The sequence below is a fragment of the Chlorogloeopsis fritschii PCC 6912 genome (assembly GCF_000317285.1).
Taxonomy (GTDB): Bacteria; Cyanobacteriota; Cyanobacteriia; order Cyanobacteriales; family Nostocaceae; genus Chlorogloeopsis; species Chlorogloeopsis fritschii.
Window position 1 is genome coordinate 1 of the sequence record NZ_AJLN01000017.1, and the last position, 24,714, is coordinate 24,714.

Consider the following 24,714-nt stretch of genomic DNA (forward strand, 5'->3'; position numbering starts at 1 on the left):
CAAAAGAAGTACAAAAATTTACTGCTATCTCAAGAAACGCTGTCTCAAGAACGCTCTTTTTTCCATGATGATTTTTGTGTCATGGGTGTAAAGTGAGTAGTGTTTCTTTCATCCATAATGGATGTGCGATCGCTGCGTGAGGCGCTCTTAGGAAACTACGTTCATCCTGAAAATTGCCCCAACAGACGCCAGCGCGTCACCATAATATGCGGAATTCGAGCATAACGCTTCCATTTTTCTGGTTGAGCAGTTTGTAGCCACTCTGGAGGAACTGGCTCAAGAAGACCATCAAGAACAAAACCTACCTGAAAGCAGATCCCAAACAGATGCCACAACGGTCGGTGAAAAAAAGGATGACGTATGGGTTGACCTGGCTTTGCTATTTCATTGCCTGTCGCTGGCTGTATATAATCCTTCACCAAAACGCCTTCTGTACCAAGCCATTGGGTGTGAGTTCCTCCTAACGAGTTAAAGCAAGGATGAGTAATTGAGAATACTAACCGTCCCTTAGAGACAAGCAACCGACTAAGAGCATGCATTAAAGGCTCGATGTTTGCCATATCCATGAGTGCCATTGACACCACTGCAGCATCAAAGCAGCGCTCTCCCAAAGAAGCAAGTTGAGCTGCATCAGTCGCATCGATAAGTCTGTACTCAATACTTCCCGGTGAGCTGATAGTTCGAGCTTTGGCACACTTCAAGAGTTCTTCTGAAAAATCGAAGGCCAGAACCGATCCTCCTAACCGAGCAAGACGGCGTGCGAAGGTACCGTTGCCACATGCAACGTCAAGCACTCGTTCACCAGGTTTAATAGCAAGGAGTGTCTCCATTGCAGGGTTAATAACGTACTCATGGGAGAAGTCTGTTTCTCCCACTTCAGCGTCCCACCAAGCTGCATTTGCATTCCAAACATCGTGTACACGCTGGTTTATTTCATTTACTTCAATCATGTAACGCACCTTTATTTTGATTGTCTTGTGTAGTCTAGAGAAGCTCTTCTCTGCTTATCATTGCGTTCTAAAAGGGCTGATTGTTTGACACAAGCAGAGGTTCTGAAACCTTCATATCTTTTGTTACGCAATATTGACCAAGTTTGATCATTGACAAATAAATTATCACTTCAAACAATTGGTAGATAAAAATTTCAAAAGATGTAGGCAATGACAAGACTTAAGAGGTAAGAGGTAGTGGATGCATGATTTTTGTAAAATCTTCCTAAAAATTTGAACACAAGGTCGTGGATGGATGAGAAAACTTATAAGCCTGGCATACCAATGTAGCCTGTAAGTCCTTTAATTCTGTTAATCCATGCAACTACATTTGGGTAGGCTTCTAAAGAAATACCTCCCTCTGGTGCTAACCCAATGTACGGGTAACAAGCAATATCTGCTATGGTCGGACGATTAAGTACAAGCCAGTCCTGCTGTTGCAAGTATTTGTCTATAACTTTGAGGACTTCATGTGCTCTCTGTTGCGCTAAATCCAGATCTATTTTTGCGTTGAAAACAAAGTACAGTCTGGCAGTACAAGGACCATTTTGAATCTCGTTAGCAGAAATAGATAACCACTCAATTACTTTACTCATTGACACGGCTTCTACTGGCAGCCAATCTTCATTTCCGTAGCGACGCGCAAGGTATACCAAAATTGCATGGGAATCAGAAATGACTAAATCGCCGTCCATGAGAATCGGTATTTGGCCAAGTGGGTTCATTTTCAGAAGCCATGGAGATTTTGCTTCACCAGCTTTAAGATCGATATCTACAACCTCGTATTCCAGCCCAAGCAGCGACAGCATTAGTCGTACCTTATAGCTATTCCCTGATAACTCATGGTTGAAGAGTTTGATCATTAATTCCTCCTGTTTCTATCAAAGTTACGTTTCCATCTACTGAATTACAGTTTTTCAAAAACGACAGACCTTGGGTAGCGAAGATTGGGCAGTTAATAATGAACTTAAGTTTTTTCTATTCTTAAATTTGTCAAACTAGAAAAAACGTTGCTATCCAGTTCATGAAAGATTGTTGAATTTCTTAAGCAGGAATAGTTTTCTCAATTATTGGCTATCAATAAAAGTATGCTTTAAAAGCATTAACTTAACATCGACTAAATTGGTTGTCCTTAACTTCCTTATCTTCAGTAGACAAGATTTTTTAAATTTTTAATATAAATATTAGTTGTTCAATAAGTAAGGGTTTAGGAAAACATAGATAGCAAGAAAAAGTCAAGAAGTACCACCACATATTCTCCAATTCTGTGAGTATAACTCCTGAGAGTTTCAAGCCACAAATTCAAGATGAGGTGGTATACACATGGCTCAATGACACAATTCTAATTGAAAGAAGTATCTGCGAAGGCTACACCTTAGTTATTTCGCACTACTACAGCATAAGGCACAAAAAGTGATTTGAAGCTTTGGGTACGTGCACCAGAATACAATTCTCTTGACAGACAAGTCTGTCTAGTTTATTTTGACAATATGACTAAAACAGTTACATCTAGCGATTCGCGCACTAGGATTCTGGAAACCGCCTATCGTTTATTCTATGAACAGGGTTATCATGCTACTGGCATCAACCAAATTATTGCGGAAGCAGGCGTCGCGAAAGCGAGCTTTTATCATCACTTTCCTTCTAAAAAGGATTTGTGTATTGCGTTTTTGCAAAAACGACACAGGGATTGGTTTTCTTGGTTGAAGCAAGAGGTTGACTCCCATGTAGAACCACGAGAGCGTATTCTGAGTCTTTTTGCCTTTTTGGAGCAATGGCTTACAACCAGCAAGTTCAGAGGTTGCGCTTTTCTAAATTTGACATCAGAGTTTCCAATACCGGATAGCGTTATTCGGCGAATGATTGTGGTACATAAAGCTGAGTTGCGGGAGTATATCAAGGAGTTGGTGCAATCTTTCGTAGATAAAACCGCCTCACCTCAGAAGGTTGAAGTAGCTTCGTTAGCTGACACAATTTATGTTCTGTTTGAGGGATCGATTATTACGAGTCAGGTCTACAGTTCAATCTGGGCAATTCAAAGTTCACGAGAAGCAGTTCAGCGGATACTGACATAAAGCATTTTTATTTTAGGCATTTTGGACAGACTGGTTTATTTAGTTAAACCTGTAACAGTCACGGAAGTATCTTCTACAGTGGATTGAAAAGATGAAAGCAATTAGTAAAAGAAATGCTAAAGCTCTCGGTAATCCTGCATTTGCGACCAAAGGTGAATTCGGAGCGACGATTGGGAGAGCGTCTTGAAATTGAGAATCCTAAGGTCACCGACATTTGATTAAGCCCATTGCACCAGAAGCACTACTTGAGGCGATCGCGGATCTACTGAGCCAAAATTCACTCTGTACTGGAGATAAAAATGCAGAAATGACAATACGTTTAAAGGGAAAACAGCCATGACCTTAACAATCGAAATGACTTCAGATTTTATTTGTCCCTGGTGTTTAGTAGCAGACACCAACTTGCAGAAAGCGATCGCACAACTGGATATTCCGGTTGCAATTCAGCGCATCTGGTATCCGTTTGAGCTAAACCCAGATATGCCAGAAGCGGGTATGGATCGCAAAACTTACCGCACCAATAAATTTGGCAGTTGGGAATATTCACAACAACTGGATGCCAAAACGGTGCAGGCAGGGCAAGCCAACGGCATTGAATTTCGCTACGACTTGATGAAAGTTACTCCCAATACACTCAAAGCACACCGATTGACCTGGTTCGCAGGTAAAGCGGGTAAAGCAACGGACATGGCAGAACGTATTTTTAGAGCCTATTTCACAGAGGGTCAAGATATTGGTGATGTTGACACGCTAGTAAATCTCGCTGCTGAGATTGGTTTAGATTCAGCGCAAGTCAAGACATTTCTTCTTTCACAAGCAGGGATTCAAGATGTTGAAGCGTTGAAACGTCGAGCGATCGCCCAAGGAATTCGTAGTGTTCCCACAATCCGCATTGGCAATGAAGTGTTAGTGGGTGGGCAGCCTACCGAGATTTTTCTCGCTGCGCTGCGCTCTGCTGCAACAGAATCAGAGAAGGTTTAAGTGCGATGATGACTAAACTAAACTACCCAAATTCAGCGAAACATCAAAGCCAAGTGCGGCTGTATGGTCAACCCAATCTAGCAGAAGCTTACGAAATCCGCGATTTTCTCAATCGAAGTGTTGTTGAATTTGATTGGGTTGAACTCACAAGCGATGAGGACTGCCATCGAGAATTGGGATTTGCCGCCCTGAACGATCTGCGTTTACCAGTTGTTGAATTTCCAGATGGTACTCGACTGTTTGCACCAACCGTTCGCGACATTGCTCAAAGGTTGGGGTGGGTAGCACAGCCTAGATTCAAAGAATACGATCTTTCGATCTATGGAGCAGGGCCAGCGGGGTTGAGTGCAGCAGTTTATGCGGCTTCTGAGGGATTGCGAACTGTCCTAATTGAGCGACAGGCAGTTGGGGGTCAAGCTGGAACCAGTTCGCTAATTGAAAATTATATGGGATTTCCTGAAGGAATTCGGGGTGCAGAATTAGCGGAACGAGCGCGTCAGCAGGCAGTCAAATTTGGCGTTGAACTCTTGCTATTGCGTGAAGGAATTAAGGCAGAATTTAGAAACAATCGCATTTATGTAGATATGGCAGACGGCAGCAAAATGATTGCCCGTACCAACATTTGTGCGACAGGCGTAGAATATCGACGGTTAAATTTGCCCAATGAAGATCGCTTTCTGAACCGGGGGCTATTTTATGGCGCGGGTGTGAGTGAAGCGTCAATGTGCCGGAATCAGCAGGTTCTCGTGGTTGGTGGCGGTAATTCAGCAGGTCAAGCAGTCATGCACTTCTCACAGTATGCCAAGCAGGTGACGATGATTGTTCGTGGCAGCACTCTGGCAGCTACACTGTCAAAATATTTGATCGATCGCATCCTGAATACCGCCAATGTTGAGGTGCTTTTTAATGCTCAAGTCACGGGACTAGTCGGTGAAGGCAGCCTACAGCAAGTTGAAATTACAGACTATAGTGAGAATTCGGTGCGAACCATTAATACTCAATATCTCTTTATCTGTATTGGTGGTGTGCCTAACACGGAGTGGGCAAAAGACACAAATATTGTGAGGGATGAGGCAGGTTATCTGATTACCGGATCGGATTTGCTTAAGAATGGTCAGTTACCTGCTTGCTGGTCGCTCGATCGCGATCCTTATTTTCTTGAAACCAGTGTTCCGGGATCGTTTGCTGCGGGTGACGTACGGCATGGATCGACTAAGCGAGTTGCTTCGGCAGTCGGAGAAGGTGCAATGGCGGTTACGTTTGTCCACAAGTTTCTAGCCGAATCCTAGATTTATTGGTTATTTAGAAAAACGTTGATTGAACTAGAAAGTGAATCGGAGTTGAACAATGAACTCTACAGAAAAATATGCCATTGTCATTGGTGGATCGTTGGGTGGTTTATTTACTGGAATCATGCTGCGATCAATCGGGTGGAATGTAGATATTTATGAGCGATCGACCCATACCCTTGACAGTCGCGGTGGTGGCATTGTCCTGCAAACCGATGTCATCGAAGCTTTTCAACGGGCAAGCATTCCAGTTGATTCGCTGGGTGTCATTGCACAGGAACGCTATTACCTCAACCGAGATGGCAGCATTAAAATGCGAATGCCCATGCGTCAAACCTTAACATCCTGGAACCTGCTCTATGGCTCCATGCGGCGGCATTTTCCAGTCGAACACTACCATACTGGAAAGCGACTGACGGATATTCAGCAAACCAATGAAGATGTTACCGCAATATTCGCAGATGGCACCTCCGTCACTGCTGCATTACTGGTGGGTGCAGATGGTCCTGGTTCAACGGTGCGTCAACTGCTTTTGCCCACTTATCACTATCACTATGCAGGATACGTCGGTTATCGAGGATTAGTGGATGAAGCAGATCTTGATCCAGCGACAGCCGCTCTCTTTACAGAACGATTCGTCTTCTTCCAGTTTCCCAATTCCCACATTCTGCAATATGTGGTTCCCGGTGAGAATGAATCGCTTGTGCCCGGAGAACGCCGCTTTAACTGGGTTTGGTATGTCAACTACGATGAAACGACAGAACTACCCCAAATTCTGACTGACAAAGAGGGAAGACGGCGAGATTATTCAGTTCCTCCAGGATTTTTAGCTCTCACTGTTGAGCAACAGATGCGATCCTATGCTGCTGCGGTACTGGCTCCACCCTTTCAAAAGCTGGTTGCTGCTACAAAAGAACCGTTTGTGCAAGCAATTTTAGATCTAGGAGTACCGCAAATGATCTTTGGACGAGTCGCCTTAGTTGGGGATGCTGCCTTCATTCCTCGTCCTCACACGGCTGCCAGCACCTCGAAAGCTGCTGCTAATGCGATCGCCCTTGCAGATGCTCTACTTGAACAGAACCACCATGTTCCTCAAGCTTTAGATATCTGGGAACCAGAGCAACTTGCCTATGGGTTGCATTTGATGAAACACGGTCAATCGCTGGGAGAAAACTCTCAATTCGTCTATGGCACAAAGCGCTTTGATGGGGCTACAACGGCTCTGCGGCATGTCTGACTTGTCATGATAGAGCTTATTAACCGCACAAAGCCACCACCATTGGATTTCGGGTTCAACTAAACGACGCTAGTAGGTGTTTTGAGGAGAAAACAATTATGAATGTGGAGCGAGAGCCAAGCTTTGAATGTAGGGGATTACCGAAACACAAGCTGAATCAAGCGAGCGCTTATATAAATGAACATTTAGGTGAGGATTTATCGCTAGAAGCGATTGCTATTGAATTTGGCATGAGCAAATACTATTTCTGCCGCTTGTTCAAGCAATTAATGGGGATATCTCCTCACAAGTATTTGATACAGCAGCGGATAGAGCGGGCAAAGCAGCTGCTAAAGCAGAAGAAAATAACCATTGCAGACATTGCTTTTCAATGCGGTTACTCAGAGCAAAGTACGTTCGCAACGGCTTTCCGGAAAGCTGTAGGAATGTCTCCCAGAACCTATCAACAACAGCTCTGATATCACCAAGAGACAACACTTGAAAAAACAGCAAGAATTCCAAACTTTCGCAAGAAATCTAAAGACTACAATTTAAGCAAATTTTTATAGTTAATTCCAGTATGCTGTAGATTTTGGCACATAGACCATACTGTTGCCAACTAGAGAGGTCTGGAAGACCAAGTATCCAAGCTGCTTCAGCTTCGCTTTGTGGATTTTACAAAAATCTTTTCTCGTAGCTCTTGACTTTCCAGCGTACTAGAGACTTCAAGATGAAAGTAGTTTATTGCAGAGGATTGAAATCATGACTTTAGCCGAAAATACGCTTGCAACTACAACTGCACGTGTTTATCGCACTGAATTCAAATCAGAGCCTGCCGAAGTTAATGCGGGCGAGACAGTAGCACTTGTTTTCACAATACGGAATGCGGAAGGGGAGGTTGTCTGTAATCTCCAAATCGTCCATGAACAGGCAATGCACCTGCTAATCATATCTGATGATCTTAGTGAGTTCTATCATTTACATCCAAAACAAGAAGCGGATGGCAGTTTTCGCGTCACGCATCTCTTTCCACGAACTGGTAATTATTGGCTCTACGTCGATTACACACCGGACACTCACCAAGTTGTTGATCAACTCAGCCTGCAAATTCGTGGAGAAGCGCGTGAGGCGATCGCCCTCTTTGAAGACGAAAGCACAACCAAGACTGTAGATGGCTTGCGAGTCACCATGAAGTCAAATCAACCATTACGTGCAGGTGAAGCAGTAATGCTCGACTTTGCAGTTGAAGATGAGCAGACAAACGAGCCAGTCACCGATCTTCAACCTTATCTTGGTGCCCTTGCCCACTTCGTCATTATTAGTGAAAACGGTGCTGAATTTCTGCATGTCCATCCTATGGAACCACACGAAGTATCGACAGCACATAGTGCTAGTCATGCAGTCATATCATCTGCCCATCATCAACAAACACAATCTAACAAGCTACACACATTCCACTCCAGCGCCACGCTGATTAGCGCACACACCACCTTTCCCCACGCTGGACTTTACAAAATATGGGCACAGTTCCAGCGCCACGGACTTGTGATTACTGTACCCTTTGTTGTGCGGGTTGCCGATCGTGAAACCCTTTAAACTAAGAGGTTCTTTCTTTTGACAGATTTTCAAAATTCGCTTGCGCTCTCCCTTGACTCTCCAGTCAACTGGAGAGTGCAAACTAAAGATAGTTCAAAGCGTTCATGGTCACTGGTTGGATCGCCATCAAGGTCTAATCATTCATCCTATCTTTTGGAGAGATGAGGGTAATAAATGGATACAGCAAACTTAAAACTACGGGGCATGAGTTGCGCTTCATGTGCCAATACCATTGAAGACGCTATTCGCTCAGTACCAGGAGTAGAAGCGTGTAGTGTGAACTTCGGGGCTGAGCAAGTTACTGTCACCTACGATTCTGGTAAAACAGACATAACTGCAATTCAGGAAGCGGTTGATGCGGCTGGATATTTGGCTCAACCCATACAAGATGATGTCCTTGCTCCCGAAGATGATACGGAACGGCGAGAACGACAAGCTGAGAACCGCAAGTTAACCCGCAAGCTTTGGCTCAGTGGCATTGTCAGTGCTGTGCTGGTGATTGGGTCACTGCCCGCCATGACTGGGTTGCACATTCCCTTCATCCCCATGTGGTTACACAATCCCTGGCTCCAGCTCGTCCTCACAACTCCCGTACTGTTTTGGGCAGGGAGTGAATTCTTTGTCAATGCCTGGAAAGCCTTAAAGCGCCATACAGCAACAATGGATACGCTGGTGGCGATTGGCACTGGGACAGCCTACCTTTACTCCTTATTTCCGACATTCTTTCCGCAGTGGTTCATTAACAAAGGATTCAACCCGGACGTATACTTTGAGGCGGCAGCCGTTATTATTGCGTTGATTCTGTTGGGAGGATTGTTACAGAACCGAGCGAAGGGACAAACCTCGGAGGCAATTCGTAAGCTCATGGGGTTGCAGGCGAGAACCGCACGAGTGATTCGCAATGGTCAAGAAGTTGATATTCCGATCGCGGAAGTGGTGGTGGGGGATGTCATCCTAGTACGTCCAGGTGAAAAGATTCCAGTAGATGGCGAGATTATTGATGGTTCCTCAACTATTGATGAGGCGATGGTAACAGGTGAAAGTGTGCCTGTGAAGAAGCAACCGGGTGATGAAGTGATTGGAGCCACGATCAACAAAACTGGTAGTTTCAAATTCCGTGCAACACGAGTCGGTAAAGATACATTTTTGGCGCAGATTGTCAAGTTAGTGCAGCAAGCGCAAGGTTCAAAAGCACCGATTCAAAAGCTAGCCGACCAAGTAACCGGATGGTTTGTGCCTGCTGTGATTGCGATCGCCATTCTCACTTTCATCCTCTGGTATAACATTATGGGCAATGTGACGATGGCACTAATTACCACTGTCGGTGTGTTAATTATTGCTTGTCCCTGTGCTCTTGGTTTAGCAACGCCAACTTCTATCATGGTGGGAACAGGCAAGGGTGCAGAAAATGGTATTCTCATCAAAGGGGCAGAAAGTCTAGAACTCGCGTACAAGCTCAAGACTGTCGTTCTCGATAAAACAGGTACAATTACGCAAGGTAAGCCGACTGTCACCGATTTTGTAACTGTCAACGGTACAGCCAACGGCAATGAGCTAAACCTTCTGCGCCTTGCAGCATCTGTCGAACGCAATTCAGAACATCCACTAGCGGAGGCAGTTGTGAATTATGCTCAATCTCAAGGTGTGGACTTGAGGGATACACAGGAGTTTGAAGCGATCGCTGGTAGCGGTGTGCAAGGGTCTGTGTCAAATCAATGGGTACAAATTGGCACCCACCGTTGGATGAGAGAGTTAGGCATTAATACAAGTGCATTGCAGGAAGATTGGGATCGCCTGGAATATCTTGGTAAAACGGTGATCTGGATTGCAGTCAATAGCAAAGTCCAAGGGATTATGGGCATTGCTGATGCGGTGAAACCGTCTTCTGTAAACGCGATTCGCACATTGCAGAAAATGGGATTGGAAGTAGTAATGTTAACCGGAGACAATCGCCGCACTGCCGAAGTGATTGCTCGTGAAGTGGGCATCAAGCGAGTCTTTGCTGAAGTCCGCCCGGATCAGAAAGCCGAGACCGTCGAGAAAATTCAGTCGGAAGGCAAAATTGTGGCAATGGTGGGGGATGGCATCAATGATGCACCGGCGCTGGCTCAAGCCGATGTCGGGATGGCAATTGGAACAGGAACAGATGTAGCGATCGCGGCTAGTGACATTACCCTGATCTCTGGGGATTTACAGGGGATTGTTACCGCCATTCAACTTTCTCGTGCCACGATTCGTAACATTCGTCAGAATCTCTTCTTCGCCTTTATCTATAACGTCGCTGGTATTCCAATTGCAGCCGGAATTCTCTTTCCCTTCTTCGGTTGGTTGCTTAGTCCCATTATTGCAGGCGCAGCAATGGCGTTTAGTTCTGTTTCGGTAGTGACGAATGCCCTGCGTTTGCGTAAGTTTCAACCTAAAACAATTAGTTAAATAAATCACAGGGAGTAATAACAATGCTTAAGAAAGTAACATTTTTCGCAACCTTAGCAGGATTTGGATTTTTACTTGGAGCTATTTCCGGCGCATTAGCATAGCTTGCAATGTAGTTATATTCGCCAACGGAGACGTTTAAATAATGAACAAAATAGCAATCATTGGTAGTGTTGCAAGTTTGGGATTGGTGTTTGGAATTGCTTCTAACAAAGCAGTTGCACAGATGTCCCACGAACAAATGCAACCATCTCAAACGAAACAAACAAGTCAGTTCCATCGCATCGAACAACCCTTATGGGCAAAAGCAGCTGTTACAGCTGGCGGATTAGGATTGATAGGACTGGAGTTATGGTGGTTTTTGCTGAGTAAGCCAAAATCGCAAAAAGCACAATCAAAGCAGGGCATTCAGGAGATAACAATTACCGTTGATGGTGGATATGAACCAAGCCAAGTGGTAGTTAATGCTCTTCAAAGAGTGCGGCTCAATTTCTACCGTAAAGACCCTAGCAGCTGCCTTGAAGAAATCCGATTTCCTGATTTCCATATTGCCCAAGAGCTACCCCTAAACCAAGTTACTCCAATTGAGTTCACTCCTAACGAGCCAGGAACTTACACCTTTACCTGCGGCATGAATATGTTTCGAGGCGAAGTTAAAGTCGAAGCTGGGCAAGTTCAATCTCCAAAAGAGGATGAAATTATGGCAGATATTCAACCAATAATGACAACACCTGCAAACCAGAACAAGAATGGAACAGACGCTGTACACGCCATTGTAGAACAGGGAGTCCAGAGAATCACTGTTCAGGTTGATAAAGGCTACACACCCAACCATATTGTAGTTAAAGCAGGGCAAAGAGTTCAACTTAACTTTCTGCGTCAAGATCCCAGTGGTTGCCTTGCTCAAGTACTGATTCCTGATTTTGGCATTGCTGCCGATCTACCCTTAAATGAAACAACTACAATCGAGTTCACACCTGAAAAAGCTGGAGAATACGCCTTTACCTGTGGCATGAATATGTTTCGTGGTGTGATAGAAGTAGAGCCATCCAATGCTCTTCGCACACAGCAGTTTTCTACGCAGATTTCAGCATGAAAACCGGGAGCATCTGTGCCCAGCGTGAGCTTGGTAACTAGCAAGCAACACTTTCCCAAACGCTGGGCACAGTTCTTTAGACAAATACCTAATATGGATGAGATACAAAGTTAACTATACGGTTTCCTTGATTACACGTGTTGTTAATAATTAGGAGTGAATGATGTTAGCCCAAGAAACCCAGAAGCAAATTGGTTTAGTTGCTAAGGAAAGCGGCATTCCTATCAAAACGATTCGTTACTATGAAGACCTGGGCTTGCTCAAAGCTTCGGGCAGGACTGAGGGTGGATTTCGATTATTTAACTCCAGTGTTTTTGCCCGCCTAAGCTTTATCAAGCGTACCCAGAGCCTTGGATTGAGCTTGTTAGAGATTAAAGAGTTTTTGGATGTGCATGACCAAGGGGACTTGCCCTGCGACCATATTAAAGTAAAACTGAATGATAAAATTGCAGAAATCGAATACCAAATCGAACAGCTACAAGTATTGAAGTTAGAGTTAGAAAGGCTACTTTCGGACTGGAAACCTGTTTCTGAAATATCTGAAAATACAATTTGTCCAATTATCGAGCCGACTTAAAAATCAATTCTGTAATGAGCAGAATAATCTGCAATTTTTGATTCTCAAATAACTTGATTCTCTAGTTAAATAGAGAGCTTAATCTACTCTAAGTTATAAGGTGGCTATAGCGCTGATTAACTTGGAGGTAATGAGTATATATGTTTCTGTTCTTTCTTGTTTTGCTGCTAAAGGGTCTAATAACTACCTATATTAGCATCAATTTTAGCGATGGCATAGGAAGCTTATTCAACTTTTGTCAGCTATTAGTTTACTCACAAGTTTGGTTTTTACTCCTTGGTAAATTCAGTTTTTGCTCCTCGCGCTCCCATGATTAAGCACTAGGTAATTGGAAGTATCCTAGTTTTGTTTTTTAAAGAAACTTTACCCTTATTAAAAGAAAATTAAATAAAAAACTGGGATATATCGGAAAACACTCTTATCTTAAAAAGATTTCACTAAACACTCAATAAATTTTTTTGCATACCCCCTTGACTCTCCAGTTAAATGGAGGATTTAAAGTGATTTTAGATGAGTTGGAGTTCTTCAATTACACATATAACTCCACAACAAATTATCCAAAAAAAGGTTATTGACAGCTATGACATTACAATTTAAAGTTCATAAACTGGTTTGCTCTGCTTGCGCCAAAACTATCACTGAAGCAATTCAAAAGGTTGATGCTAACGCTACTGTTCAGACCGATCCAAAAACGAAATTAATCAACGTAGAAACTCAAGCATCCAGAACAGCTATTGAGACAGCGATCGCGTCAGCAGGCTATCCACCAGCTGCTTAATTTACATTCCTCTATTATTCCACCATCAGCTATCAGCAGAGCACAAGCTGATAGCTGAACTTCCGAAAAACTTTCAAACATTTTTACGCCGATCGGCAAGGAGGAAAAATGGCTAAAATTGGCTTATTTTACGGAACTCAAACTGGGAATACCCAAACGGAAGCCGAACTTATTCAGAAAGAGTTTGGTGGCGACAGCGTTGTCGATATCTACGACATTTCTAAAGTAGAATCGAGCGATTTCGAGAACTACAACTACATCATCATCGGATGTCCTACCTGGAATATAGGTGAATTGCAATACGACTGGAATAATTTCTTTGACGAGCTAGACAATATCGATTTTAACGGCAAGAAAGTTGCTTACTTTGGGGTTGGTGACCAGAACGGCTACCCCGACTCTTTTCAAGACGCAATGGGCATCTTAGAAGAAAAGATTTCAGAACTTGGGGGTGAAACCGTCGGCTATTGGTCAACTGGGGGGTACGACTTTACGGAGTCAAAAGCAGTGCGTGACGGTAAGTTTGTTGGTTTAGCGCTAGATGAAGATAACCAATCTGAGTTAACGCAGGAACGGATCAAAACTTGGGTTGCTCAGTTGAAACAGGAATTTACACGCTCTGGAGCCAAGTTTCATGAAGATAGCTTTATCGAACTTTAGCTTGGTAGCCAAGAAATTTATTTCTTAGCGGACAAGAGCACAGATGCAAGATATGAGCCTCTAACTAGCGGCTTTTTCGCCATAAGTAAAGAATGAAAGAAACTATGGAATCTTTTGAGTCTCAACCTTCAAATAGTAAACGTCAGTTCGCACCAAAGTTAACACCGGGCTTCTGGGCAATGTTAGCCTTGCTCCTAGTTGGCGGCGGCGTTGGATTTTGGCAGTTTCTCGCTCCGGACAAGGAATCACCTCCAACGGCAGCTAGCCAACCCCCAGCAACAAAGGTACAAGTTGCGACGGTGCAAAGTGCCACTATAGAGGAAAGTGCTGAATTTGTTGCGAGTCTTCAGTCTCGTCGTTCTGTCACTCTACGACCGAGAATTCAGGGTCAGGTCTCTCAGATACTTGTTCGGGCAGGGGATCGGGTTAAAAAAGGTACTCCAATTTTGAAGGTTGATGCAAAGCAGCAACAGGCTTCTGTTGACAGTAGAATTGCAGCTTATGAGTCCACTCAGGCTGATTTACAAACAGCCCAAGCAGAAGTAGCAAGTGCTCAAGCCGAAGCAAAAAATGCAACAGCGACACTCAAAGCGTTACAAGCTCGGCGAGTTTCCGAACAGTCCGATCTAAAACTCAATCAGCGCGAGTACGAGCGCTTCAACCGACTATATCGAGAAGGAGCTGCCAGTTTGCAAATCCTAGAGCAAAGGCGAAACAGCTTAGAAGCAGCCAAAGCCAAGCTTGCTCAGACGGATGCTGATATTGCAGCCCAAGAAGCCATGATTACTAGAGCACAGGCAGCGATCGCTAAGGCAAAGGCAACAATTATTAAGAACCAGAGGTTAGTCAACCAAGCTCAGGCAAATGTAAAGGAGCAAGCAGCAGAGCTTCAGTTTTATACAATTACCGCGCCGTTTGCAGGTATTGTGGGTGATATTCCCGTTAAAGTGGGTGATTTTGTCGATACGTCTACCCAGTTAATCACCGTTTCTGAAAATGGTTTATTAGAGGTTAACATTTCGGTTCCAGCAGAACAGGTAGCTCAATTGCGGTTAGGAAGTTTAGTAGAGTTGGTAGACGGTTCTGGGCGAAAGGTCGGTATCAGTCGCGTATTTTTCATTGCACCCAATACGGCGAATCAGACACAATCGGTACTCGTCAAGGCGCTGTTGGATAATTCTCAAGCTAGAGTGCGAACCGACCAATTTGTTCGAGCGCGGGTGATTTTGGATCGGCGTCCTGGAGTCCGCATTCCCACAACCGCTGTAACTCGTTTAGCCAAAGAGACGTTTGTGTTTGTAGTTTCCGAATCGCGAACGCAATCTGCCCAATCTCAGTTTGTGGCTCGGCAAAAACCTGTTGAACTAGGCAGTATTGAAGACAATCAATACCAGGTTTTGAAAGGATTGCAGCCCGGAGAACGAATCATCATCTCTAGTTTGCTTGGTTTAAGGGATGGTGCGCCAATTGTTCCTGAATCCAAGAAAAGCAATTGATTAGCAATGTTTATTCTGCTACTGACTTATGTTCGCAGATTTCTTCATCAAGCGACCCGTCTTTGCGATCGTCTGCTCCCTGATAGTTTTGGTATTGGGGCTAATCAGCATTCCTACGTTGCCCGTAGAGCAGTATCCAGACATTAGCCCCGTTCAAATTAGCGTCACAGCTAACTATGTTGGAGCCAGTGCCCAAATTGTCGAAGAAACCGTGACATCGGTTTTAGAGCGACAGATTAATGGGGTCGAAGGCATGAGATATATGAATTCGACCAGCAGCAATGATGGTAATAGCACAATTACCATTACTTTTGAGCAGGGCTATGATATCAATGTTGCAGCCTCTGATGTACAGAATCGTGTCTTGCTGGCACAACCCAAATTACCAGAAGTGGTACAAAAGACAGGAGTTGCGGTTACAAAACAATCAAGTGGGATTGTTTTAGCGATGGCATTATACAGCGAGGACGATCGCTACGATGATACGTTTATTAGTAACTATGCAGATTTGTATGTGTTAGACCCACTCAGACGTATCAATGGTGTGGGAAATGTCCTATCCTTTGGAGAACGTCGCTATGCCATGCGAATTTGGCTCGATCCCAATCGCCTTGCTGGTCGTAATCTGACGGCTCAAGATGTGGTAAATGCCCTCAATCAACAAAATTTGCAGTTAGGCATCGGTGCGATCGGACAACCACCCGCCCCCGATGGGCAAAAGTTTCAGATCGATTTGCAAGCCGTTGGACGACTGCGAGAAGCCGAGGAGTTTGAGAATATTATCCTCAAAGCAGGAAATGACGGGACGCTAATCAAACTGAAAGATGTTGGGCGGGCGGAACTGGGGGCAGAAAGTTACAGCACATTTGCTCGCTATAACGGTCACATCTCTGTAGGCTATCAAATCATCCAGATTCCTGGTAGTAACGCCTTAGAAATTGCTAAGGCGGCTAAGGCAGAAATGGCACGACTAGCAAAGAATTTTCCACCAGAATTAACCTATGAAATCCCCTATGATTCCTCTCGATTTGTTGAAGCATCCTTCTGGGAAGTGGTCAAAACGCTAATTGAATCGATTGTACTAGTTGTGGGAGTGATTTTCATTTTCTTGCAAGATTGGCGGACTACCATTGTTCCAGCGATCGTGATTCCGGTTTCCTTAATTGGCACCTTTGCATTTGTCAAAGTGTTTAATTTTTCACTTAATAGTCTGACTTTATTTGGTTTAACCTTGGCGACCGGAATGGTTGTCGATGATGCAATCATTATTGTTGAAGATGTGGTTCGTTTGCTTGAGGAAAAAAGTATCAGTCCGCGTCAGGCGGCTTCTCAAGCAATGCACGAACTGTTTGGAGCCGTAATTGCCACTTCGCTAGTTCTCATGGCGGTTTTTGTTCCAGTTGGCTTCTTTCCGGGAACAACAGGACAACTATACAAACAATTTGCACTGACGATCGCATTTTCAACTACGCTTTCCACCTTTAATGCCATTACATTTACTCCTGCCGTGTCCGCCATGTTGCTACGTCGAGGACAACAACCACGCGGCTGGCTCGGCTGGTTTTTTGCAAGGGTAAATGACCTTTTAGACTGGATGCGTAGAGGCTATCAACGGATTCTTGGCACTGTCACTCACTTTAAGATGGTTGTGTTGCTGTTATTTACTGTATCTTTGGTACTTACAGGCTGGTTGTATCTGCGTGTTCCTCAAGCATTTCTGCCAGAGGAAGACCAAGGCTATTTTGTCAACCTGATTCAGGGGCCGGATGGGGTTTCGTTAAATTACACTCGCTCAGTCGTTATGAAAGCCGAAAAAGAATTACTCAACGTCCCTGAGATTGAAGGCGTATTTGCAATGGGTGGTGTTAGTTTTAGCGGCAACACTCCCAATCGCGGATTGATTATGGCTCCCCTCAAATCGTGGTCAGAGCGGCAAAGACCAGAGCAATCGGTATCAGCAATTCTCAATCGGGTACGCGCACCCTTGATGGGAATTCCAGAAGCACCTGTTCTAGCCGTCAATCCTCCAACTATCCAGAGTCTCGGTAGTGTAGGTGGTTTTGTGTTTCAACTCCAAGACCGAGGCGATCAAAGCAATCGAGATATTAATGCACTGGATCGAGTCAAAAACGAGCTAATTAGCCGCGCCAATCAAACTCCAGGATTGCAAGGAGTCTTTAGTACCTATACTGCCAACGCGCCCCAGTTGATGATTGAAGTAGATCGAAGCAAAGCAGAAGCTCTACAGATTCCGATTGATGAAATTTTCAGTACGCTACAAACATTTATCGGTTCGCGCTATGTGAATGACTTCAACGAATTCGGTCGAACATACCGCGTTTATGTTCAAGCAGACTCGCAATTTCGCTCTAACCCAAAGGATGTTGGTCGCTTGTATGTGCGCTCAAGAGTTGGCAACATGATACCCCTTAGTAACGTTGTAACGATGAAATCAACAACTGGGGCACAAACAATTAATCACTACAACCTTTACCGCTCCATAGAAATCAACGGAGCAGCTGCTCCTGGGTTTAGTTCTGGGCAAGCAATTGAGACAATGGAAAAGCTAGCGGCTGAGGTTTTACCCGCAAATTTCGGTTTTGAATGGTCAGGTATCTCCTTAGAAGAAGTAGAATCTGGCGGTCAAGCTCCAATTATTTTCAGTTTGGGGGTCTTTTTTGTTTTCCTTGTACTGGCAGCGCAATACAACAATTTTGTCGATCCTTTAATCATTATGCTGGCAGTTCCCTTGGCAGTCTTGGGAGCTTTATCAGCTCAATCTCTACGGGGTTTGTACAACGATGTTTACTGTCAAGTTGGTTTAGTCATGCTGATTGGTTTAGCCAGCAAGAATTCGATTTTGATTGTAGAATTTGCCAACCAGCTACGAGAGCAGGGACTTTCAATTACTAAGGCAGTAGTGCAAGCTGCACAAGCACGATTGCGTCCTATCCTCATGACAACGGTTTCAACTTTGATCGGCAGCTATCCATTGCTTGTTGCAACAGGAGCTGGATCTGCCAGCCGACTGTCATTGGGGACAGCAGTTTTTGGTGGGATGTTCGTTTCTACGTTCTTGAGCTTGTTTGTAGTGCCAATACTCTACATCATTATTATTAAGATTCGCCAACAGCTGGTGCGATCGCGCAATTCGCTATTACATCACTAAGCAGCAGAGGAAAATAATAAATGCCCGAATTCTAAGGAGTTTGGAATAGCGCCTCGGATTCGATTCATCAATGTAATAAGTGTTAAAAACCAATCGATAAATGTGAAATTAGCAGGGGCAGTTAGCAGAAAATCTTTTGGTACAGCTATCGATAGCGGGATGCTTGTCTCTACTTCCTGAGTTTATTCGTGGTGCCTATTCCGTATATCGCGAGTAGTTAAGATTTGTTTGTGGTTCGCGGACGTACCGAAAACTTGGCATCAACCAGGCAAGTAAAGTTTGAGTCACATATAGCAAATAATTAGCGAGATGATACTGTTTCTACTTGACTCTCCAGCTAACTAGAGAGTCTACCATAAAACTGGTAGTTGTATTTAGTTAAAAGGCAGCTAAATATGTTAATCCAAGAAGAGGTAAAACTTATTGGTTCAGTTGCTAAGTCTAGCGGCATACCGATTAAAACAATTCGCTACTATGAAGAGTTAGGTCTACTCAAAGCATCAGGTCGAACCGAGGGTGGATTTAGATTATTTCACTCTGATGTTTTGGCTCGCTTGAACTTTATCAAACGTGCCCAAAGCCTTGGGTTATCTTTATTAGAAATTAAGGAATTCTTAGATGTTCATGATGGGGGCGACTTACCCTGCGAACATATAAAAACTAAGTTAAAAGATAAGCTGATAGCCATTGATGAACAAATTCAGCAATTACTCATTCTGAGGCAAGAGTTAGAAGGACTGCTTTCAGGTTGGGAAATTATACCTGAAACTCCAGAGCAAACAATTTGTCCTGTTATTGAAAAAAACTTAAACAATTAAGCTGATGAGAAAGCACTAGACGCGCAGCGACTTTTGTAGATAGGCAAAACTCGGTTTCCCTCATGCTACAAGGTATTTCCATAAGGAGTATTAGACGATGCGACACAAACTTATCAAACAAACGACAGCTATGGCGATCGCTGCTGCATTACTCACAAGCATAGGATTGCATCCAGCAACTGCCCAGCAGCAAAACCAGGAACATCAGGGGCATCAAGGACATGATATGAATGACATGAAAGCTCCAACAGCTAACGCCCAGAAACTACCACCCGTGCCAACTAACCTGCCAGGCTGGATGGACAATAAGGACAGAAACCATATCTATCGCAAGCGCGGTGTCTACAACGATGCCATCTACAACATTAGACCGCTAGCTTTGGATTTAAATGCAGTCGCTGTGGGACACGCCTTTGCTTACGAAGACTTGGTAACGGGCAAAGCTAAAGACTTGGAAACTAAAACCTTTGAGCGGATCAACTGGGTGCTGAAAAACCCTCCGCGCTTTATGCCTGATGAAGCCAACATCTCACCGACTTTCGGGCGCAAATATGGAGTGTTGGAACAGGTTTTTGACTGGGCACACATTCTTCACGCCCAAACCGTAGACGTGCTAGCAAGCACCAAGTTGACAGACGCCCAAAAAGAAGCAGAGATTGAGCGCCTGTATAAGTTTTATGTCGATAACGTACCCTATGCCATTACTAGCCTGCCGATGAACATGGGCTACTTGGATTCCCAGCCCTATTCCAAGGCATTCCGTCGTAAGTATCCAAAAGTGAATGGGTTATTCTGGGGCTACCACTGGCTGCAAGGTTCAATGTATGACTTGCTTTACGGCAAGACACTCGAACAGCAGCGTGCAGCCTACACCACAGCAGGTAAACAATACCACGAGGTGGAATTGTATCGTACCGATCGCCCGTTCATGCCAATGTTTGCTGAAGTCAGTCCGAAATTTGCAGCCCGTTTTCCACACATTTCAAACGTCTTTGACAACCTGCATATGTTGCACGACATGGTAAATGACATTCTCGCTTCTGACTGGATGAGCGAACAACAGAAGGAAGGACAGATTAAGCGTGCAATTTGGATGGTGATGGCAGCTAATCATAAGGGTATGAAACCGGGTGAGAACTATGGTGGTGATGGTTTGCACGACCATCGCTTTATGGAAGGTATGCCAGGGATGGGCATGATGCCAGAAGGGTTGATGAATCATGGCAACATGAATCACGGTTCCAGAAACCATAACTCAAGCACTACGCAGCAAGACATGACAGTACCTAATACAGGCAAGACTCCGGCGGGAAGCCATATCGGTCACTAATTTAGTTCCCCTTGCTATTAGAAAACGAATACAAAAGTAAGAATTCTATGAAAAAACTAACGAAACATGCGATTGCCACCTTATTTGCAACGACATTTGTAGCGATAGCAGCTACTTCGACACGCGCCGTTGACCACAACAACATCGATGCCAACCGTCCGTTATCTTTTGACGACGCCGAATCTATCGGCTATCGCGAGCAGGCAATAGAATTGGGTGGCGTGATAACCTTGCCACAGGGACGCTCGGTAGGTGGTGAGTTTGAGATCGAGTATCTCTATGGCTTTGCACCTAACACCCACCTCAATGTCGGTATTCACCCCAGCATTGGTGGTCGAACTGATTCTGAGGACACCGACTTCGACATCGGTGATGTATCTGTAGGTGTGTTCCATAATTTCAACCGCGAATACAACAATACGCCTGCTTTTGCTGTCCGAGCTGATACTTACTTCCCGACAGGACGGGATTCACGAGGTGTAGACTTTCGCTTGCGCGGTATTGCTAGCAAGACGGTAGGGCAATACGATCGTCTGCATCTCAACGTCGATTTGAACGTAAACACAGTCCCTGATAGTGATGATCGCTCTGTGACCCCTGGTGTAATTCTTGGCTACTCCAGGCCGCTAGGTTACCCTCGCCGTTTTGATCGCACGATTCTAGCGGAAGTAGGGGTGCGTGCTGGTGAGGAAACAGGAGATGGGGCCATAGTGTCCGCTGGGGTAGGGTTACGCCAGCAGGTAGGGTATCAGAGTGTGCTTGATATTGGTCTGCAAGGTGACATCGCCAGCGATGATAGTGAGCATAGTCAAGTGCGCCTCGTTGCAGGCTATTCAACGGCTTTTTGAAGGATAAACCTTGTCTATGCCAAAGGCATAGACAAGGTTTATCCTTTACTCCACGCGAAAAACATCTTTCATGCCTAGCCAGTTATAGCGCCGAATTAACCAAGGCAAACCAATGAGGATGATCGGAAAAACAATAGAAATAGCGATTCCCAAAGGCATCCCTAGCTCAAAAACTCCTCCCATATAAGTTAGTAAAAACGTCGAGGGAATCATGCCCAAAAAAGTAGCAATAGCATATTTAGGAAGAGAAAGACCAGCAATTCCCGCAGCGTAGCTAATTAGGTCAAAAGAAAAGATTGGCAGCAAGCGCGTAATAAAAATTAACCAGCTAAGATAGGTTTCTCCTCTTTGCTTCGAGAAATAGATGATTTTCCCAGTCAAAGCTTTGATTGCCGAACGCCCTAAAGTGCGCCCCAAAAAGTAAGCAATTAAACTACCTAGAAAGCCCCCGATCACACTGTAAATCCCTGCTAGAATCGATCCCCACATAGCACCAGCGACGACTGCTAGCGGCGCACTGGGAATAGGGCTAACAACTACAGATAAAGTCAATATGCTGATATAAACTAATGGACCAAGGACTCCTAAATTTTTAACTCCTTGCTTAAACCCCTCTGGTGTCAACAGCTTAACCTCAGAATTCAGCTGCCAATAGCAGATTGATAAGCATAGCAGCAAAAGTGCCATTGCAAAGGCGTTTTGACGATTAAACAGGATTTTTATCCTTTTTCGTCTTTTCACCCCAGTCCTCCTAAGTTTTGTTTTAGGTATTACTGCCCTTAGCCTTACGACCAAGACGAGGAAAAAGGCAGGTGTGTTCTCAGCATAGCGCTTGTACTCTTCGTCAAATTTGGAGAGTGTATCATGTTCCTTCTGGTATGTTAAATGCAAATAAATCCCTATCAGCTTCGGCCATCAGCACCAGGCCAATTAGATGTAGGGCATTGTTGGCATTGCACTGGGATGTAGCCTACTCTGAAAATAAGGCAGATAGCAGAGGGTAGAAGGAATAAAGATTTTCATCGGTGGTGCTGAAACTTCTAGTTCATGACCTACTAAACTCTAGTTACTTTTATCCTTCAATTAATTGTTTCTAGCTTGAGATGGATGATTCTTGTACATTGTTTTAAGAGTCTTGAACTATCTACATTTCTGTTGCACTTTTATATAGAGAGACTTATGCAACGCCATCATGAGCATCACGGGCATCAGCAACCCCAGCAAGAATACGTTGGACATGATGAACATCAAAAGCAGCTTGCTGATGTCCGTCAGGATTTGCATCAAGCTCGACAGCAACATTCCCACCACGATAAGCACGCAGGTCATCGTCCAGAAATCTTTAAACGACGATTCTTTATCTGCCTAGTGCTAAGTTTGCCTGTGCTGTACTACGCGCCCATGTTGCAAATGTGGTTTGGGTATCGCGCGATCGCGTTTCCTGGTTCAGAGTGGGTCGCCCCAATTCTGGGCACAATCATCTACTTTTATGGAGGTTGGGTTTTTCTGCGCGGGGCATGGCGGGAATTACACAGCAAGATTGGCATGATGACGCTGATTGCACTCGCCATCACTGTTGCTTTTATTTATAGTCTTGCTGTTTCGTTTGGACTCAGAGGCGAACCGTTTTACTGGGAATTGGTGACACTCGTTGACATCATGCTGCTAGGGCACTGGATCGAAATGGCATCGGTTCAGGGAGCAAGTCGAGCCTTAGAGAATTTAGCAGAACTCGTGCCTACCGTGGCACATCGTTTGGTAAATGGACGAGTTGAGGATGTTCAGGTCAATACGCTACAACACGATGACCTAATTCTGGTTCGTCCCGGTGAACAAATTCCGATCGATGGCGAAGTCACAGAAGGTGCTTCGAGTGTGAATGAAGCTTTTCTGACTGGGGAATCCCGCCCAGTCACCAAGCATATCAATGATGAAGTGGTTGCCGGATCTGTAAATGGAGATGGCGCATTGACTGTGAAAGTCACTCGCACAGGTGAACAAACCACCCTCAGCCAAATCATGCGCCTCGTTGAGGAAGCGCAAAGTTCTAAAAGCCGCTATCAAGCCTTAGCGGATCAATTAGCGTATTGGTTGACGCTGATTGCGATCACAGTTGCAACACTGACCTTCATTGTTTGGCTGGCATTCGCTCCTGATAGTACTTTTGCGATTAATCGTGCTGTCACAGTGTTAGTCATTGCTTGTCCACACGCATTAGGTTTGGCGATTCCACTCGTAATTGTTAATGCAACAGCGATGTCTGCGAAACATGGAATTTTAGTTCGCAGTCGAGAAGCCTTTGAGCGAGCAAGAAACATTCAAACGATCGCGTTCGATAAAACTGGGACATTAACAGAAGGACGATTTGGAGTTCAACGAATTTACACAGATCAAATTGATGAACTCAAAGCATTAAGAATTGCGGCAACGCTAGAATCGCTCTCTGAACATCCTCTGGCTCAAGCGATTGTGCAGGAAGCCGATCGTCGCCAAATTCAATTTACAAAAGGCGAGGATTTTCAAGCAATTCCGGGTAGTGGTGTGGAAGGCACAGTGAACAATCAACGTTATCGAGTCGGTAGACCCGAATGGGTACGCGAGTTAAAGCTGACATTTCCAGCAGCCTTACAAGCAGGATTAAAGGAAAGTGAGTCGCGGGGAGAAAGCGCGATCGTTCTTATGGATGATCAGCAAGTACTGGCTGTTTTTGGATTAGCCGATCAAGTGCGGGAACCTGCAAGAGAAGCTGTCGCGAGATTGCAGGAAATGGGTGTGCAAGTGGTGATGATTACGGGCGATGCCGAAGCGGTTGCCAAAACCGTTGCCGAGGATTTGAATATTGATCGCTACTATGCCCGTGTGCTACCGCAGGATAAAGCCTCAATTATCCGCAGACTCAAAGCCGAAAAACCAACTGCGTTTGTGGGAGATGGCATTAATGATGCACCTGCTCTAACCGAGGCAGATTTAGGACTGGCGATCGGGGCTGGAACCAATGTCGCGATCGAATCCGCAGATTTGGTGTTGATCAATAGTAGTCCGCTAGATGCCACCTATGCGTTGAAGTTGGCAAAAGCGACCTACAATAAAATGCTGCAAAATCTATTTTGGGCAACAGGTTACAACGTTATTGCCATTCCTTTAGCCGCAGGGATCGCTTATTCCTTTGGAATTCTATTGTCTCCGGCAGTAGGCGCTATCTTGATGAGCGTTTCGACCGTTGTTGTTTCGATTAATGCCATGTTATTACGTCGGCTGAGGCTCAGAGGCTAAATCTTTAGATTTCTGTTCGGCTTGTTTGGCCATCGCGATCGCGCCTCGGTGGTGTATTCGCCTGGCATCAATGAAGCGCAAAATGACGCA

The 24,714-nt window shown here is 44.7% G+C and carries 21 protein-coding genes; 18 read left to right on the plus strand and 3 right to left on the minus strand.

All coding sequences use genetic code 11. The annotated features are described in order from the left end of the window. Positions 1 to 161: 161 nt before the first annotated feature. Both UYC_RS0101035 and UYC_RS0101040 read right to left on the minus strand, forming a co-directional pair. Entirely contained in the window at positions 162 to 950 is a 789-nt protein-coding gene (locus UYC_RS0101035) for a class I SAM-dependent methyltransferase (RefSeq protein WP_016877538.1), read from the minus strand. Positions 951 to 1,255: 305 nt separating this feature from the next. Further along, positions 1,256 to 1,852: a glutathione S-transferase family protein gene (locus tag UYC_RS0101040; RefSeq protein WP_016877539.1), complete on the minus strand. Its 597-nt coding sequence runs from the start codon at positions 1,850 to 1,852 to the stop codon at positions 1,256 to 1,258. 627 nt (positions 1,853 to 2,479) lie between these two features. On the opposite strand from UYC_RS0101040, the gene UYC_RS0101045 reads away from it, so the two are divergent. The 17 genes from UYC_RS0101045 to UYC_RS0101125 all read left to right on the plus strand — a co-directional run bounded on the left by UYC_RS0101045 (position 2,480) and on the right by UYC_RS0101125 (position 21,351). After that, positions 2,480 to 3,064 (plus strand): TetR/AcrR family transcriptional regulator, encoded by a 585-nt coding sequence (locus UYC_RS0101045; protein ID WP_016877540.1) that lies wholly within the window; start codon positions 2,480 to 2,482, stop codon positions 3,062 to 3,064. A gap of 214 nt (positions 3,065 to 3,278) precedes the next feature. Continuing rightward, on the plus strand, positions 3,279 to 3,404 hold the full coding sequence (locus UYC_RS39815) for a hypothetical protein (protein ID WP_268744017.1): 126 nt from the start codon (positions 3,279 to 3,281) through the stop codon (positions 3,402 to 3,404). After that, positions 3,401 to 4,045: a DsbA family oxidoreductase gene (locus UYC_RS0101055; RefSeq protein ID WP_016877542.1), complete on the plus strand. Its 645-nt coding sequence runs from the start codon at positions 3,401 to 3,403 to the stop codon at positions 4,043 to 4,045. Before UYC_RS39815 ends, UYC_RS0101055 begins: the two co-directional genes overlap by 4 nt. Positions 4,046 to 4,050: 5 nt before the next feature. Then, on the plus strand, positions 4,051 to 5,334 hold the full coding sequence (locus UYC_RS0101060; RefSeq protein WP_235083046.1) for an FAD-dependent oxidoreductase: 1,284 nt from the start codon (positions 4,051 to 4,053) through the stop codon (positions 5,332 to 5,334). A 58-nt stretch (positions 5,335 to 5,392) separates the two neighbouring features. Beyond that, positions 5,393 to 6,571 carry an FAD binding domain-containing protein gene (locus UYC_RS0101065; RefSeq protein ID WP_016879198.1) on the plus strand — a complete coding sequence of 393 codons (1,179 nt, stop codon included), beginning with the start codon at positions 5,393 to 5,395 and terminating at the stop codon, positions 6,569 to 6,571. Positions 6,572 to 6,669: 98 nt separating this feature from the next. After that, complete coding sequence (locus tag UYC_RS0101070) at positions 6,670 to 7,029, plus strand: helix-turn-helix domain-containing protein (RefSeq protein ID WP_016877546.1); 360 nt, start codon at positions 6,670 to 6,672, stop codon at positions 7,027 to 7,029. Positions 7,030 to 7,483: 454 nt separating this feature from the next. Further along, complete coding sequence (locus tag UYC_RS0101075; RefSeq protein ID WP_235083048.1) at positions 7,484 to 8,146, plus strand: hypothetical protein; 663 nt, start codon at positions 7,484 to 7,486, stop codon at positions 8,144 to 8,146. A 174-nt stretch (positions 8,147 to 8,320) separates the two neighbouring features. Continuing rightward, the gene (locus tag UYC_RS0101080; protein WP_016879199.1) at positions 8,321 to 10,579 is read left to right on the plus strand and encodes a heavy metal translocating P-type ATPase; all 2,259 of its coding nucleotides are present in this window, start codon (positions 8,321 to 8,323) and stop codon (positions 10,577 to 10,579) included. Positions 10,580 to 10,724: 145 nt separating this feature from the next. Beyond that, positions 10,725 to 11,675, plus strand: a complete 951-nt coding sequence (locus UYC_RS0101085) for a cupredoxin domain-containing protein (protein WP_016877549.1) — start codon at positions 10,725 to 10,727, stop codon at positions 11,673 to 11,675. A gap of 163 nt (positions 11,676 to 11,838) precedes the next feature. Then, positions 11,839 to 12,252, plus strand: coding sequence for a heavy metal-responsive transcriptional regulator (locus tag UYC_RS0101090; protein WP_016877550.1), 414 nt, complete (start codon positions 11,839 to 11,841; stop codon positions 12,250 to 12,252). Between the two features lie 580 nt (positions 12,253 to 12,832). Then, positions 12,833 to 13,030, plus strand: a complete 198-nt coding sequence (locus UYC_RS0101095; protein WP_016877551.1) for a heavy-metal-associated domain-containing protein — start codon at positions 12,833 to 12,835, stop codon at positions 13,028 to 13,030. 108 nt (positions 13,031 to 13,138) lie between these two features. Then, positions 13,139 to 13,690 carry a flavodoxin FldA gene (gene fldA / locus UYC_RS0101100; RefSeq protein WP_016877552.1) on the plus strand — a complete coding sequence of 184 codons (552 nt, stop codon included), beginning with the start codon at positions 13,139 to 13,141 and terminating at the stop codon, positions 13,688 to 13,690. A 92-nt stretch (positions 13,691 to 13,782) separates the two neighbouring features. Then, positions 13,783 to 15,186 (plus strand): efflux RND transporter periplasmic adaptor subunit, encoded by a 1,404-nt coding sequence (locus UYC_RS0101105; RefSeq protein WP_016879200.1) that lies wholly within the window; start codon positions 13,783 to 13,785, stop codon positions 15,184 to 15,186. Between the two features lie 28 nt (positions 15,187 to 15,214). Beyond that, positions 15,215 to 18,355 (plus strand): efflux RND transporter permease subunit, encoded by a 3,141-nt coding sequence (locus UYC_RS0101110; RefSeq protein ID WP_016877554.1) that lies wholly within the window; start codon positions 15,215 to 15,217, stop codon positions 18,353 to 18,355. Positions 18,356 to 18,750: 395 nt separating this feature from the next. Then, complete coding sequence (locus tag UYC_RS0101115; RefSeq protein WP_016877555.1) at positions 18,751 to 19,173, plus strand: heavy metal-responsive transcriptional regulator; 423 nt, start codon at positions 18,751 to 18,753, stop codon at positions 19,171 to 19,173. Positions 19,174 to 19,270: 97 nt separating this feature from the next. After that, positions 19,271 to 20,503, plus strand: coding sequence for a hypothetical protein (locus tag UYC_RS0101120; protein ID WP_016877556.1), 1,233 nt, complete (start codon positions 19,271 to 19,273; stop codon positions 20,501 to 20,503). A gap of 47 nt (positions 20,504 to 20,550) precedes the next feature. Then, positions 20,551 to 21,351 (plus strand): transporter, encoded by an 801-nt coding sequence (locus tag UYC_RS0101125; RefSeq protein WP_016877557.1) that lies wholly within the window; start codon positions 20,551 to 20,553, stop codon positions 21,349 to 21,351. 45 nt (positions 21,352 to 21,396) lie between these two features. On the opposite strand, the gene UYC_RS0101130 is transcribed toward UYC_RS0101125, so the two are convergent. Beyond that, positions 21,397 to 22,092, minus strand: a complete 696-nt coding sequence (locus UYC_RS0101130) for a TVP38/TMEM64 family protein (RefSeq protein WP_026087767.1) — start codon at positions 22,090 to 22,092, stop codon at positions 21,397 to 21,399. A 438-nt stretch (positions 22,093 to 22,530) separates the two neighbouring features. Here UYC_RS0101130 and UYC_RS0101135 point away from each other — a divergent pair, with 438 nt between their 5' ends. After that, positions 22,531 to 24,624 carry a heavy metal translocating P-type ATPase gene (locus UYC_RS0101135; RefSeq protein WP_016879202.1) on the plus strand — a complete coding sequence of 698 codons (2,094 nt, stop codon included), beginning with the start codon at positions 22,531 to 22,533 and terminating at the stop codon, positions 24,622 to 24,624. Positions 24,625 to 24,714: the final 90 nt, after the last annotated feature.